General features: G+C 74.7%; 13 protein-coding genes. 3 read left to right on the top strand and 10 right to left on the bottom strand.

From position 1 onward, the window contains the following. Positions 1-51: 51 nt before the first annotated feature. From ACIBBF_RS01430 to ACIBBF_RS01420, 3 genes are read right to left on the bottom strand one after another with little or no spacing between them, the layout of a single operon-like run. Positions 52-717 (bottom strand): class I SAM-dependent methyltransferase, encoded by a 666-nt coding sequence (locus ACIBBF_RS01430; RefSeq protein WP_397409728.1) that lies wholly within the window; start codon positions 715-717, stop codon positions 52-54. Next, the gene (locus tag ACIBBF_RS01425) at positions 714-1,391 is read right to left on the bottom strand and encodes a DUF2064 domain-containing protein (RefSeq protein WP_397409726.1); all 678 of its coding nucleotides are present in this window, start codon (positions 1,389-1,391) and stop codon (positions 714-716) included. The genes ACIBBF_RS01430 and ACIBBF_RS01425 overlap by 4 nt, the downstream gene beginning before the upstream one ends. Next, complete coding sequence (locus tag ACIBBF_RS01420) at positions 1,388-2,053, bottom strand: glycosyltransferase family 2 protein (protein WP_397409724.1); 666 nt, start codon at positions 2,051-2,053, stop codon at positions 1,388-1,390. Before ACIBBF_RS01420 ends, ACIBBF_RS01425 begins: the two co-directional genes overlap by 4 nt. Before the next feature lie 137 nt (positions 2,054-2,190). On the opposite strand from ACIBBF_RS01420, the gene ACIBBF_RS01415 reads away from it, so the two are divergent. Then, entirely contained in the window at positions 2,191-2,916 is a 726-nt protein-coding gene (locus ACIBBF_RS01415; protein WP_397409722.1) for a response regulator transcription factor, read from the top strand. Continuing rightward, positions 2,913-4,040: a sensor histidine kinase gene (locus ACIBBF_RS01410; RefSeq protein ID WP_397409720.1), complete on the top strand. Its 1,128-nt coding sequence runs from the start codon at positions 2,913-2,915 to the stop codon at positions 4,038-4,040. The genes ACIBBF_RS01415 and ACIBBF_RS01410 overlap by 4 nt, the downstream gene beginning before the upstream one ends. A 33-nt stretch (positions 4,041-4,073) precedes the next feature. On the opposite strand, the gene ACIBBF_RS01405 is transcribed toward ACIBBF_RS01410, so the two are convergent. Then, complete coding sequence (locus ACIBBF_RS01405; RefSeq protein WP_397409718.1) at positions 4,074-5,084, bottom strand: NAD-dependent epimerase/dehydratase family protein; 1,011 nt, start codon at positions 5,082-5,084, stop codon at positions 4,074-4,076. Between the two features lie 174 nt (positions 5,085-5,258). Here ACIBBF_RS01405 and ACIBBF_RS01400 point away from each other — a divergent pair, with 174 nt between their 5' ends. Next, positions 5,259-6,059 (top strand): S-methyl-5'-thioadenosine phosphorylase, encoded by an 801-nt coding sequence (locus ACIBBF_RS01400; protein ID WP_397409716.1) that lies wholly within the window; start codon positions 5,259-5,261, stop codon positions 6,057-6,059. A gap of 6 nt (positions 6,060-6,065) precedes the next feature. Here the strand turns inward: ACIBBF_RS01400 and ACIBBF_RS01395 are convergent, their stop codons facing one another. The 6 genes from ACIBBF_RS01395 to ACIBBF_RS01370 all read right to left on the bottom strand — a co-directional run bounded on the left by ACIBBF_RS01395 (position 6,066) and on the right by ACIBBF_RS01370 (position 12,138). Continuing rightward, positions 6,066-6,890, bottom strand: a complete 825-nt coding sequence (locus tag ACIBBF_RS01395) for an alpha/beta fold hydrolase (protein ID WP_397409715.1) — start codon at positions 6,888-6,890, stop codon at positions 6,066-6,068. A gap of 182 nt (positions 6,891-7,072) precedes the next feature. Further along, positions 7,073-8,095 carry an Lrp/AsnC family transcriptional regulator gene (locus ACIBBF_RS01390; RefSeq protein WP_397409713.1) on the bottom strand — a complete coding sequence of 341 codons (1,023 nt, stop codon included), beginning with the start codon at positions 8,093-8,095 and terminating at the stop codon, positions 7,073-7,075. Next, positions 8,092-8,982, bottom strand: coding sequence for an alpha/beta fold hydrolase (locus tag ACIBBF_RS01385; RefSeq protein ID WP_397409711.1), 891 nt, complete (start codon positions 8,980-8,982; stop codon positions 8,092-8,094). The genes ACIBBF_RS01390 and ACIBBF_RS01385 overlap by 4 nt, the downstream gene beginning before the upstream one ends. A 38-nt stretch (positions 8,983-9,020) precedes the next feature. Further along, positions 9,021-10,223 (bottom strand): M24 family metallopeptidase, encoded by a 1,203-nt coding sequence (locus ACIBBF_RS01380; protein WP_397409709.1) that lies wholly within the window; start codon positions 10,221-10,223, stop codon positions 9,021-9,023. Continuing rightward, a complete protein-coding gene (locus ACIBBF_RS01375; RefSeq protein WP_397409707.1) occupies positions 10,220-11,179 on the bottom strand; it encodes an ABC transporter permease in 960 nt (319 codons plus the stop codon). Before ACIBBF_RS01375 ends, ACIBBF_RS01380 begins: the two co-directional genes overlap by 4 nt. Beyond that, a complete protein-coding gene (locus tag ACIBBF_RS01370; protein WP_397409705.1) occupies positions 11,176-12,138 on the bottom strand; it encodes an ABC transporter permease in 963 nt (320 codons plus the stop codon). Before ACIBBF_RS01370 ends, ACIBBF_RS01375 begins: the two co-directional genes overlap by 4 nt. Positions 12,139-12,156: the final 18 nt, after the last annotated feature.

The raw sequence follows: 12,156 nt of genomic DNA, 5'->3' as shown, positions 1-12,156 counted from the left end.
TACGTCGAAGGCCGGGCCGGTTTCCCCGGCCCGGCCTTCGACGTGTGCGGCTCAGAACTGCTCGGCGGCCTGCGGCGTCCGCAGCGACATCATCACGCGGCCCGCCAGCTCCCACTCCTGGGCCGTCTCCAGGCCCAGCTCCGCGCCGATCGCCCGCAGCACGCGGCTGCCCGCGCGCGCCCACGGCATCGGGCGGGAGCGCCGCCCGTCCTCGGCGTGCAGCACCAGCGGGCCGGACACGTCCGTGTCGGGGTCCGGGTCGGCCTCCACCAGCACGAGGCCGCCCGGCCGGGCGAGCTCGCGACACCGCCGCAGCAGGGCGCGCGGGTCCCCGCCGATGCCGATGTTCCCGTCCGCCAGGAGCACGGTCCCCCACCGGCCCTCGCCGGGCACCGGCCCCTCGACGGCCCGGCGCAGGGCCACGGCACCGCGCGCGCGGGCGCGGCGCACGGCGGCCCGCGACACGTCGATGCCGAGGGCGGGCACACCCCGCGCCGCGAGCGCGGCGGCGAACCGGCCCGGGCCGCAGCCCACGTCGAGCACCGGCCCCTCGCACAGGGCCACGATCGCCTCGTCGACGGCGTCCCGCTCGGCGGTCCAGGCCGCGACGTCCACCGGCGCGACGTGGGACAGGTGCACGGCGGTCACCGGCGAGCCGCCGAGCGCCGCCTCGAACAGGACGAGCGGGTTCACCGGGCGCTGGGCCTCGGCGGTCATCCGCGGCGCTCCGACGCCGCGCCGGCCGGCACCCGGTGCGAGACCGCGGCCCACGCGCGCGCGAACTGCGTCCCGGGCGCGACGCGGGCCACGGCCGCGGCGTCGGGTACGGTGTCGACGTCGCGCAGGGGCGGCAGGAGCCGGACCCGCAGGCCCGCTCCGCGCAGCCGGTCGAGCTGTGCCTGCCCCGTGACGGGCTCGGACATCGGGACGCCGTGGAACAGTGCGGGGTCCGGTCGGCGCAGGCCGACGGCCCAGTACCCGCCGTCGTCCGCCATGCCGAGCACCGCGTCGTGGCCGGCGAAGTCCACCGCGGGCAGGAGCGGGCCGAGCTGGGGCGTGTCCATGCCGACGAGCAGCGCGGGGCCCTGCTCGCCGTCGGGTCCGAGCACGTCGCCGAACGCCGCGGCGATCCGGCGGTCCAGCCCGCCGGACGCCTGCGGGACCACCGTGACATCGGGCGGCACCCACGGCCCGGGGCGCCCGTCCAGCGCGAGCACGGTCCGCACCCCGGGCAGCGCACGGACGGCGTCGAGCGTGTCCGCGAGCGCCGCCCGCGCCAGGCCGGCGGCCTCGGCCGCCGTGAGGCTGCCGATCAGGCGGGTCTTGACCTTGCCGGGCAGGGGTTCCTTGGCCAGCACGACGACGACGCGCGGCGGTGTGGGGCCGGTCACGAGGCCAGGACCTTCGACATGTCCTGGACGGCGTGCCAGGCGCCGAGCGGGGTGCCGGTCACCTTCGACCGGCCTCGCCGCGTGCGGTAGGGCACGTCCACCTCCGCCACGAGCCAGCCGGCCTCGGCGGCCGCGACGAGCGTCTCCAGGGGGTAGCCGCTGCGCCGGTCGCGCAGGCCGAGGGCGAGCAGGGGTTCGCGCCGGGCGGCTCGCATGGGCCCGATGTCGCGGACGGCGACGCCCGTGCGGCGGCGTACGCGCCGGGCCAGCTCGGCGTTGGCCAGGCGCAGGTGCCAGGGCCAGGCGCCCGGCTCCGGGCGTCGGCGTCCGAGCACGAGGTCGGCCTGGCCGTCGAGCACCGGGCCGGTGACGCGGGGCAGGTCCGCGGGGTCGAGGCTCGCGTCGGCGTCGCAGAAGGCGACCACGTCGGCCGTCGCGGCGTCGAGCCCGGCGGCGCACGCGGCGCCGTACCCGCGCTGCTCGGCCCGGACCACCAGGGCACCGTGCTCGCGGGCGACCTCGGCGGACCCGTCGGTGGACCCGTTGTCCACCACGACCGCCCGCACCCCGTCCGGGAGGCGGGGAAGCAGCCAGGCGAGGCCCTCGGCCTCGTCCAGGCAGGGCAGGACCAGGTCCACGATCGGGTCGGGTGTCGGCAGCATGTCCTCGACGTTAGGCGCCGGACCTGCACGGAGGTACGCCGACCGACCTGACAGATACCTGACGTCCGGCGCCGTGGCGCGGCCTGTCCTCGTCGCGCGGTCGATCCCGGCCGGAGCGCCGTGGCTATGGTTTCCGTATGACAAAGGTTCTCGTGGTGGACGACGACGCGCTGGTCGCCTCCAGCGTCGCCGCCTACCTCACCGCGGCCGGCCACGACCCGCGCACCGCGACCGACGCCGTGGAGGGCGAGCACACGTGGCGGACGTGGCAGCCGGACGCGGTGGTGCTCGACGTGCGACTGCCCGGCAGCTCGGGCCTGGAGATGCTGACCCGGCGCCGGCGGGACGGCGACGCGACGCCGGTGCTCCTGCTGTCCGGCCTGGCCAGCGCCGACGACCGGGTGATCGGCCTGGAGCACGGGGCCGACGACTACGTGACCAAGCCGTTCGACGCCCGGGAGCTCGTGCTGCGCGTCGAGGCGCTGCTGCGCCGCGGACCGTTCGACGTGCAGCACGCGCCCGTGCGCCTGGAGGTGGGCGGGCTGGTGCTCGACGGCGCCTCGCGCACGGTCAGCTACCGGGGCCGCGTGGAGGAGCTGACCCCGCGGGAGTTCGCGCTGCTCAGCTTCCTCGCCCAGCGGCCCGGGCACCCGTTCGGCCGGCGGGAGCTGCTGCGCCGGGTCTGGGGCTGGACGTTCGGCGACGACTCGACCGTGATGGTCCACGTGCGGCGGCTGCGCAGGAAGCTCGAGGACGACCCGGCCCGGCCCGCGCTGATCGTGAACCTGCGCGGCAGCGGGTACGCGCTGATGCCGGAGGCGGGTGCCCCCGTCGCCCCGGGCTCGACGGAGGCCGCGCGATGACCGACGTCCAGTTCATGGTGCTCGTCACCGTCGCGTGCTCGGTCGTGGCCGGCGTGGTGGGCATCGTCGCGATCCGGGTGGCCCGCCGCCTGTCGCTCATGCTCGCCCTGCTCCTGGCCGCGCTGATCCCGGTCGCCGCGGTGGTCGCGGCGCTGGCGGTCAACGTGTCGGCGATGTTCATCTCTCCGCACGACGCCTCGGTGGTCTGGCTCGTGCTCGGCACGGCGACCGTGCTGGAGGTGCTGCTGGCCCTCGCCCTGGGCCGGATGGTGGGGCAGGAGGTGCTGCTGGTCGCCGACGGCGCGCGGCGGCTGGGCCAGGTGCCGTTCCCCGGCGAGGACGCCCCGCCCGCGGCACACCACGCGGCGGTGCCTGCCCCGGAGACGGCCGAGCTGGCGGCGGTGATGGCCGAGCTGGAGACGACGCGCGCCCGGCTGGACGCGTCCCGTGCCGCCGAGCGGGCGGCCCAGGACGCGCGCCGGCAGGTGGTCGGCTTCGTGAGCCACGACCTGGTCTCGCCGTTGTCGGGCATCCGCGCGGCGACGGACGGGCTGCGGGACGGCGCGTTCCCGGACCCGACGACGGCGCTCGACGGCATCGCCGCGGCCGTGGACCGGATGTCCCGGATGATCGGTGACCTGGGTGAGCTGTCCCGCTCGGACGAGCTGCCCCGCCGGGCCGCCCCCGGACCGGTCGACATGGGCTCGGTGCTCGACGGCGTGCTGGCGCACGCCCGGCCGGCCGCGGCGGAGCGCGGCGTCGAGCTCGCGGAGTCGGTGGCCGGGGACGTCCGGGTGCAGGGCGACCGGGACGAGCTGAGCCGGGTGCTGGACAACCTGGTGTCCAACGCGATCCGGTCCAGCGGCCCGGGCGGCCGCGTGCTGGTGGGCGTCACGAGCCAGGACGGCTTCGCCCGGCTCTCGGTGCGCGACACCTGCGGCGGCATCCCCGACGACGAAGTGCCGCACATGTTCCGCGCGGGCTACCAGGGCGACAAGGCGGGCAGCTCGGGCCTCGGCCTCGCCTACGTCGACCGCGTGGTCGACGAGCACGGCGGCAAGGTGTCGGTGCGCAGCACCAGCGCGGGCTGCGACGTCGAGGTGCGGCTGCCCGCCGCCGAGTGAGGCGCGGGCCCGCCACCGGACGAGGCGCGCGGGTCAGGTCAGGGTGGCCAGCCCCTCCGCCAGCCCCACGCGGGCGCGCCAGCCCAGGGCCGCGGCCGCGGCCTCGCTGGACGCGGTGACGTGCCGCACGTCGCCGAGCCGGTAGCCGCCGGTCACCACGGGTTCCGGCCCCGCGAGAAGCTTCGAGGTGACCTGGGCCATCTCGCCCACGGTGGTCACCACCCCGGAGCCGATGTTCAGCGGCGTCACGTTCCCCGCCGTCTGGGGTGCGGCGACCGCCGCGACCACCGCGCGGGCCACGTCACCGACGTGGACGAAGTCCCGGCGCTGCTGCCCGTCCTCCAGGACCGTCGGGGCCTCGCCCCGCTCGACCGCCGCGCGGAACAGCGCCGCCACCCCGGCGTAGGGGGTGTCCCGGGGCATGCCCGGCCCGTAGACGTTGTGGAAGCGCAGCGCGGTCGCGCTGCCGCCGGTCTGCCGTGCCCACGCCGCGAGCAGCGCCTCGCCGTGCGCCTTGGTCGCCGCGTACACGTTGCGCGGGTCGAGCCGCGCGTCCTCACCGACCAGGCCGGGCCGCAGCGGCGCCGAGCACACCGTGCAGCGTGGTTCGAACAGCCCCGCCTCCAGGTCCTCGGCGCGGCGCGGAGGCGGCGCCACCTGGCCGTGCTCGCGGCAGTCGTAGCGTCCCTCGCCGTACACGACCATCGAGCTCGCGTACACGACGTGCGGCACCTGCGCGGCACGCAGCAGGACGGCTGTGCCGAGGTCGTTGGAGGAGACGTAGTCGTCGATGTCGGCCAGCGACACCCCCAGGCCGACCTTCGCCGCGAGGTGCACCACCGCGTCGCATCCCGCGAGGACCCGCCCGACCACCTCCGGGTCGCGCACGTCGCCCACGACGGTACGCCCGTCGACCACCGGCTCCCGGCCGTGGACGTCCTCGCGCAGCGAGTCCAGCACGACCACCTCGTCGCCGCGCCGGGTCAGCTCCGCGACCACCTCCCGGCCGATGAACCCGGCTCCTCCCGTCACCAGCACCCGCATCCTCGTCCCCTCTCGCACGACGTCCCGTTCGTGGTGTCTCGTTCGTGGTGTCTCGGTCCTGGTGTCGAGTCAACCGCCGGGGACCGGCCGGCGCGAGCGCCTGAACCTGACCATCTGCTGACGGCGGCGCCGCGGCGCCCCTCCGGCGGGGACGTCCGGCCTAGCCTGGGCAGCATGAGCGCACCCATCGGGATCATCGGCGGATCCGGCATGTACGAGCTGCTGACGGAGACGGAGCCGGTCCACGTCGACACCCCCTACGGCCCTCCGTCGGAGGCCCCGGCCCGGGGCGTGCTCGGCGGGCGCGAGGTGGTGTTCCTGCCGCGGCACGGCGCCGACCACCGGTTCGCGCCCCACCGCGTCCCCTACCGGGCGAACCTGTGGGCGCTGCGCGCGCTCGGCGTCCGCCAGGTCGTCACGTCGTGCGCGGTGGGCGGGCTCGTGCCGGAGCTGACCGCCGGCACGATCGTCGTGCCGGACCAGGTGATCGACCGCACCTGGGACCGCGAGCACACCTACTACGACGTGGAGGGCCCCGTGGTCCACGTCCCGTTCGCCGACCCGTACTGCCCGCGCGGCCGGGCCGCCGCGGTCGCGGCGGCCCAGGCCGGCCCGCTGCCGGCCGTGGACGGCGGCACGATGGTCGTCATCCAGGGCCCGCGGTTCTCGTCGCGCGCGGAGTCGAGGCGCAACGCGCGCGACGGCGGGACGCTCGTCAACATGACCGCGATGCCCGAGACCGCGCTGGCCCGCGAGCTCGCCCTGTGCTGCACCACGCTCGCGCTCGTCACGGACGCGGACGCCGGCGTCGAGGGCGGTGAGCACGTCACGCAGGCGGCGGTGCTGGAGCTGTTCGCACAGAACGTCACCACGCTCGCCGGCGTCCTGGAGGCCACGGTCGCGGCCCTGCCCGACGACGAGTGCACGTGCCACCAGGTGCTCGACGGCCAGAAGCTGCCGATCACGCTGCCCTGAGCCCGGTCAGGACCGGATGAAGTCCAGCAGGTCGGCGTTGATGACGTCCGCGTGCGTGGTCGGCATGCCGTGCGGGAAGCCCTCGTAGGTCATCAGCGTGCCGTTCGGGAGCAGCTCGGCCGACTTGGGGCCCGCGTTGGCGTACGGGACGATCTGGTCGTCGTCACCGTGCATCACCAGCACCGGCACGGTGATCGCGCGCAGGTCCTCCGTGAAGTCGGTCTCGGAGAAGGCGGCGATGCCGTCGTAGTGCGCCTTCGCGCCGCCCGCCATGCCCTGGCGCCACCAGTTGCGCACGAGCGGCTCGCGCGTCTCGACGCCGGGCCGGTTGAACCCGTAGAAGGGCCCCGCCGGGAGGGCGTGGTAGAACTCGGCGCGGCTGGCGGCGAGCTGGGCCCGCAGGTCGTCGAACACGCTCTTCGGCAGCCCGTCGGGGTTCGCGTCGGTCTGCACCATGAGCGGCGGCACGGCGGCGATGATCGCCGCCTTGGCCACCCGGTCCGCACCGTGCCGGGCGATGTAGTGCACCACCTCGCCGCCGCCGGTGGAGTGCCCCACGTGCACGGCGTCGTGCAGGTCGAGATACGTGGTCAGCGCGGCGAGGTCGGCGGCGTAGTGGTCCATGTCGTGGCCGTCCGCCACCTGCGTCGACCGGCCGTGTCCCCGCCGGTCGTGGGCGATCACGCGGTAGCCCTGCTGGAGGAAGAACAGCAGCTGGGCGTCCCAGTCGTCCGACGACAGGGGCCAGCCGTGGCTGAACACGATCGGCTGACCACTGCCCCAGTCCTTGTAGAAGATCTCGACACCGTCATCCGTGACAATCTTGGGCACGTTCCCGTCTCCCTTCGCGGTGCGAGGCGCCACCTCGCCCGGCAAGGCTCCTCGGGGCCGACGGCGGCGCCGGTCCCGCCCCCTACGACAGGATCCGACGGCGCGCCGGTGCGCGCAGTGCGGGCAGGGTCACCGGGGCGAGAAACCCGGGTGATAAACCCGGGCGACAGAGCCGGCGGACCTCAGCCGCCGGCGATCTCCGCGGCCTGCGCCCGCCACCACGGCGTCTCGACGAAGCCCCGCTTGAGGTACAGCACCTCCAGCGACGCGTTCCAGCCCTCGACCCCGTCCAGCCGCGCGAGCGACCCGGTGATGAAGGCGTACAGCTCCTCCACCGTGGGCGTGATGATCTCGCAGAGCAGCGAGTTCTCGTCGAGCATCGCCGCCAGGTAGCGCACGAACGGGTACCTGGCCAGCTCGTGGGCCACGGCGTCGAGACGCGACGGCGCGACCTTGACCGTCATGAGGGCCTCGGCGCTCATCCCGAGCGCGGCGGAGGGCACGAGCGTGAGCAGGCTGATGCACTGGGTGGCACGCAGGCGCTCGAAACGGCGGCGGACGCTGGACTCGTTCATGCCGACCTCGTCGGCGATGCTCTGGAACGTGCGCCGCCCGTCGTCCCGGAGGGCGGCGATGATCTTGCGGTCCGCGGCGTCGAAGTGCTCGGGCGTGCACTCGGCGGGTTCGGCGGCCTCGGCCTCGTCGCCCTCGGCGGGCGGGCCCAGCAGCTCGCGGTAGAGCTGCCGCCCCCAGTCGAAGCTCACCTTGTACACGTGCAGGATCAGGTCGCTGCGCCAGCGCACCACGCCGGGCACCGACTGCACCTCCTGCAGGATGCGCGCGTGGTGCGCCGCGCCGCCGCGCACCACCAGCTCGAGGATGACGTCGTACCCGCCGGTGACGATGGTGCAGAACCGGACGTCCGGGTTGGCGGCGAGCGCCGCGGCGACCTGGACCTGGGTGCCGGTCGCGCAGTTGATCCGCACCCAGAACGAGTCGGAGGGCCCGTCCGCGCCGAGGGCGGGCACGGCGGCCACCCGGACCACGCCGTCGGCCAGGAGCTGCTGCCCCCGGCGGGAGACGGTGGTGACGGAGCCGTCGACGGCCTCGGCGACGGCTCGCCAGCTCGCCCGCCCGTCGTGCTGCAGCGCGACGACGATGCGCTTGTCGAGGTCGTCGAGGTCCTCCAGGGCGGCGAGGTTCATGCGTGCGGGTACGTCTCGTGCAGGAAGTCGCGCACCACCCGGGTCCACTCCTCTGCCTCCTCGATCTGGGGCGAGTGACCGGACCGCTCGAAGACCGCGAGGCGGGCGTCCGGGATCAGCTCGGCGATGGTCTGCGAGCACGATACCGGGGTGATCCAGTCGGTCCGGCCCACGGTGACCAGTGTCGGGGCGGTGATGCCCGGGAGCTGGGGCTTGAGGTCGTAGGCGGGGAGGTTCACCGAGAACGCGTAGTTGTGCGCCTGGTAGCGGTAGGGGGTGGCCTGGACCTTGCGCTCGACGGCAGCAGGGTCGTACACGTAGTCGTACAGCGGCAGGATCTCGCGCCAGCAGTCGCGCAGGTCGTCGTCGTCCCGGACGCGGCCCTGGTCGATGCGGTCGAACTTCTCCATGTCGACGGTGACCCGGTCGGAGGCGAGCGCGTTCTCCCGCGCCAGGTGGGCGTTGCCGTTGTCGGGCGACGTGTCGCGCAGCACCACGGCCGACACCCGCCCGGGGTACCGGATCGCGTACTCCATGGCCATGAACCCGCCGTAGGAACCGCCGGCGATCGCGACCCGCTCGGCCCCGGCCCACTCCCGCAGCGCGTCCAGGTCGGCGGCCCACTGCTCGTGGCTGAACGTGCCGGAGCCCTCGGACTCGCCGCTGCCGCGGGCGTCGAACACGACCACGCGGTACTCGTCGGCGAGGCGGCCGAAGCTGGCCCGGGGCTCGGCCCGGGAGCCGAGACCCGGCGCGCCGTGATGGGTGAGGATCACGGGCGCGTCCTCGGGCCCGAGCACCTCGACGGCGAGCTCGTTGCCGTTGATCTCGACGCGCTGGGCGGTGCTGGTGGCGGCGGCGAACTCGGGCGAGACGTCGTCGGGCATGGTGGGGTCCTCTCGTCGTGGGGCGGGTGCGGGCCGGCTCAGACCGGGATGACGCAGTCGTCGAGCGCCCGGGGGTAGGTGGTCAGCGGCTGCGACCCGGTGGCGGTGACGACCATGCTGTCGCTGATGCGGTAGCCGGCATGGCCGGGCACGTACAGGCCGGGCTCGTTGGAGACGACCATGCCCGCCTCGAGGGGCGTGTCGTCGCCGTCCTCCAGCCACGGCGGCTCGTGCATGCCGAGGCCGATCCCGTGACCCTGCCGGTGGCGCAGGTACTCGCCCAGCCCGGCGTCCCGGATCACGCCCAGGCAGCGGGCGTTGCTGGCCGCGCAGGGGACGCCCGGGGCGATCGCACGGCCGCCCTCGGCCTGCGCGCGGCGCACCGTGTCGTGGTACCGGCGCTGGTCGGCGGTGGGTTCACCGAGCACGAACGTGCGCTCCCCCTCCACGAACCGGCCGCCGACGGCGCAGCCGAGCGAGAGCATGAAGGTGTCCCCCGGACGCAGCCGGTACCCCGAGGGCAGACCGTGCGGGATGGCCGAGTTGGGGCCGGCGTACACGAGCCCGCCGGCGAGCGGTGAGACCACCACGACGTCGTCGTGCTCGGCGTACATCGTGGCCGTGCCCACCGAGGTGACGTGCCGCGCGAGCTCCTGCTCGCTCGGCAGGTCGCCGCCCGCCGCGACGGCCTCGGTCACGAGGGCGACGCCGGCGGTCAGCATCAGGTCGGTGATCCGCGCCGCCTCGCGGTGCAGCGCCAGCTCCTCGGGCAGCTTGCGGTACCGGGCGCGGGTGACCAGCTCGGTGGATACCCACTGCGCCGCCGTGAACGCGCCCTGGGCGAGCGTGAGACGGTGCTGGGTGATCAGCGTCGTCATACCCAGGCGCCCACGGAGGCGCCCGGCGGCCCGAGCCAGCGGCGCGAACGGGTTCTCCACGCCGGGGTACTCGGCGTAGGACACGATCTCCGCCCGGGCGTGCTGCTCCTGCGCGTGCTGTCGTTCCAGCTCCGGGACCAGCAGGACGGCGGGGCCCTCGGGACGCAGGAGCACGGCCACGGGCCGCTCCCCCGGGTGGTGGAAGAAGCCGGTCAGGTAGGCGACGTCCTCCGGGTCGTCGGTGAGCACCGCGTCCAGGTCCTGCGCGCGAAGGCGGTCGCGGACGCCGTCCTGCAGCCGGTCCAGGACGTCGGCCGGGAGGCGCTGCCGGAAACGGGCCGGGGTGCCGGTCGTCGTCGTCATCGGTCCTGGTTCCTCGGGTTGCGGGCGTCGTTGTACGCGATGGACAGGAGCGTGGCGGAGAGCACGAGCGCGAGGATGGCCAGGGACGGGAACAGCGTGAGCCACCACGCGCTGACCATCGAGCCCGACTGCTGGGCCTCGTAGAGGATCCGGCCCCACGACCACGTGGTCGGGTCGCCCAGGCCGAGGAAGGCGAGCCCGGCGGCCGAGAGCACCGCTCGTGAGGCGGTCACCACCACGGAGACCACGACCACCGGGGTGACGGCGGGCACCACGTGCCGGCCGATGATCCAGGCCGCGTCGCGTGTCATGAGCCGTGCGGCGTCCACGTAGGGCAGGCCCACCACGGCCAGGGCCTGGGAGCGCACCAGCCGGGTCACCTCGGGCCAGGAGAACGCCGCGACGACCAGGATGATCGTGGTGGTGCTGGGCCCGGCGAGCGCGGCCACGAGGATCATGAGCGGGAGCACCGGCAGCGACAGGGTCAGGTCCACCAGTACCCCGACCACCGCGTCGACCCGGCGGAAGTAGGCCCCGACGACGGCCACCAGCGTGCCGAACGCGATGGCGATGGCGGAGGCAGCCACGGCCACCAGCACGGACTGGCGGGTGCCCCAAACCACCTCCGCGAGCACGTCCCGGCCCAGCGCGTCGGTACCGAAGGGGTGCCCGCCGCCCGGTGGCCGCAGCACGTCCGGACCGTAGCTGGCCGGCGGCGCGGACAGCACCGGCGCCAGCACGCTGACCAGCACGATCAGCGCCAGGACGACCAGGGAGAACATGCCGAGCGGCTGGCGGCGGAAGGCGCGCCAGGTGGCGCTGCCGGCGCGGCGGGCACGGGCCGGGTCCTCCCCCGCGGCGGCGGGCGCCGTCGGCTCGCCCAGGGGTTCGCCGGCGAGGGAGGGTTCGGGCAGCGGCGGCCCGGACAGGGCCGGGCCGGGGATCGGTGCGGTCACGATGCCTTCACTCTCGGGTCGAGGAAGCCGTAGGCGATGTCGGTGAGCATGTTCGCCGCCACGACCGTCACGGCCAGCAGCAGGAACGCGCCCTGGAGCACGGGGAAGTCGAGCTGGGTCACGGCCTCGTAGATGCCCCGGCCGATGCCGGGGTAGGCGAAGACCGTCTCGGTGAGGACCGCCCCGCCCACCAGGAACCCGAGCTGGAGCCCGATGAGCGTGGTGGTGGGCAGCAGCGCGTTGCGCAGCGCGTGCTTCCAGAGGATGCGGCGCGGCGAGAGCCCGTTGGCACGCGCGAGGGTGACGTAGTCGTCGCCCAGCGCGTCGACCAGCGCGGCGCGCATGGTCAGCACGTACGGCCCGAGCTGGACCAGCGTGAGCGAGACGGCGGGCAGCACGAGGTGGGACAGCACCGACCCGTACCACGGGAAGCCGTACACGTCCTGGTCGTAGGCACCCCCGATGGGGAACCAGCCCAGCCCGAGGCCGAACAGGAACAGCAGCACGATGCCGACGCTGGGCACGAACAGGGACTGCCCGGTGACACCGATCACCTGGACCACGCGGTCCCACGTGCGGCCCTTGGCCGACGCGGCGAGCGCACCCAGCGGCACGCCGATCACGACGGTGAGCGCCAGGGCCGTGACCGTGAGCAGCAGCGTCCACGGCAGCCGGTGCAGGAGCACGTCCAGCACCGGCACCGACTGGGTGAACGACGTACCGAGGTCGCCCTGCAGGAGCTGGCCCAGGTACAGCACGTACTGGACGGGCAGCGGCTGGTCGAGGCCGTACTGGACGAGCAGGGCCGCCCGCGCCTCCTCGGTCATGTTCGTGCTCGCCACGGCGAGCGCGGGGTCGCCCGGCAGAAGGCGCAGGAGCAGGAAGGTCACGGTCACGGCGAACCAGATCGTCAGCACTCCCCGGCCGAGACGACGCAGGACGAACAGGGTGAGAGACACGCGGGCGGCCTTTCTGGT

Origin of the sequence: Promicromonospora sp. NPDC050880 (genome assembly GCF_044456525.1) — a bacterium.
In the GTDB taxonomy this organism is placed as follows: domain Bacteria; phylum Actinomycetota; class Actinomycetes; order Actinomycetales; family Cellulomonadaceae; genus Promicromonospora.
The sequence above is the reverse complement of the archived record's forward strand: the minus strand, read 5'-3'. Positions and strand labels throughout refer to the sequence as shown.

What these genes read in the sequence shown, in the direction of transcription:
- ACIBBF_RS01415 (WP_397409722.1), top strand. Translation starts at nt 2,191, where the DNA reads ATGACAAAGGTTCTCGTGGTGGACGACGACGCGCTGGTCGCCTCCAGC.
- ACIBBF_RS01380 (WP_397409709.1), bottom strand. Translation starts at nt 10,223, where the DNA reads ATGACGACGACGACCGGCACCCCGGCCCGTTTCCGGCAGCGCCTCCCG.
- ACIBBF_RS01410 (WP_397409720.1), top strand. Translation starts at nt 2,913, where the DNA reads ATGACCGACGTCCAGTTCATGGTGCTCGTCACCGTCGCGTGCTCGGTC.
- ACIBBF_RS01385 (WP_397409711.1), bottom strand. Translation starts at nt 8,982, where the DNA reads ATGCCCGACGACGTCTCGCCCGAGTTCGCCGCCGCCACCAGCACCGCC.
- ACIBBF_RS01400 (WP_397409716.1), top strand. Translation starts at nt 5,259, where the DNA reads ATGAGCGCACCCATCGGGATCATCGGCGGATCCGGCATGTACGAGCTG.
- ACIBBF_RS01420 (WP_397409724.1), bottom strand. Translation starts at nt 2,053, where the DNA reads ATGCTGCCGACACCCGACCCGATCGTGGACCTGGTCCTGCCCTGCCTG.
- ACIBBF_RS01430 (WP_397409728.1), bottom strand. Translation starts at nt 717, where the DNA reads ATGACCGCCGAGGCCCAGCGCCCGGTGAACCCGCTCGTCCTGTTCGAG.
- ACIBBF_RS01405 (WP_397409718.1), bottom strand. Translation starts at nt 5,084, where the DNA reads ATGCGGGTGCTGGTGACGGGAGGAGCCGGGTTCATCGGCCGGGAGGTG.
- ACIBBF_RS01390 (WP_397409713.1), bottom strand. Translation starts at nt 8,095, where the DNA reads ATGAACCTCGCCGCCCTGGAGGACCTCGACGACCTCGACAAGCGCATC.